Source organism: Lysobacter sp. P5_C4 (assembly GCF_054049695.1).
The window spans coordinates 1-579 of the sequence record NZ_JBFULX010000019.1 but is presented as its reverse complement, the minus strand read 5'-3'; the positions used below and the strand labels follow the sequence as shown (position 1 = coordinate 579).

The 579-nt window shown below is 49.1% G+C and carries 1 protein-coding gene; it reads left to right on the top strand.

What is annotated here, in order from left to right; translation table 11 throughout:
- Positions 1–579, top strand: a 579-nt coding sequence (locus ACXJJ8_RS15445) for a hypothetical protein (RefSeq protein WP_499031870.1), incomplete at both ends; no start/stop codon positions are given.

Below are 579 nucleotides of genomic sequence, written 5' to 3'. Positions count from 1 at the left end.
CTGAAGAGATGGGAGCTGCGATCGACGCACTTGGCCGGGAAATTGTCGTGCCTTCTCCGATGACATTGAAGCTATCGATGATGGACGGTTTCAGCAATAATCAGTATGCCAAGAACGTATACCTATGTATTGCCTATGACGAAAAGGAAAAAGAACCCGTTCACGCGGTCGCTAATTCTTCTATTCGTTCCGACGAAATTAATGACTATAATCGTGTGCTGGAAAGCTACCGCTTGTTTATCCGAGAGGATGCGCCTGATCCGGCAGCACTACCTTTGGCTAATTTGTCCGATCAGACAGTCGTTCTTTATCAAGATTCTGGGGTGCGCGTGCTTCAAACAACACCTCGTTATGTGAATCCAGGTCAGCTCTTCGAAATGAAGCTGCGCTTCGAGAAGACTCTGAAGGCAGGCAGACTATCCTTTCAATATGAGCTGGCTGCTGAACGCCTAGAGGCGATTGAAGGAGCAACGATTGTGTTCCAAGAGCCGCAGGATGGGCAAGAGAGCGAGTATGAAATGAAGGTGCTTTTGCGAGCGGATAGTACAGCGTCCGTGAAGGGGACGATTGGTGTACAGG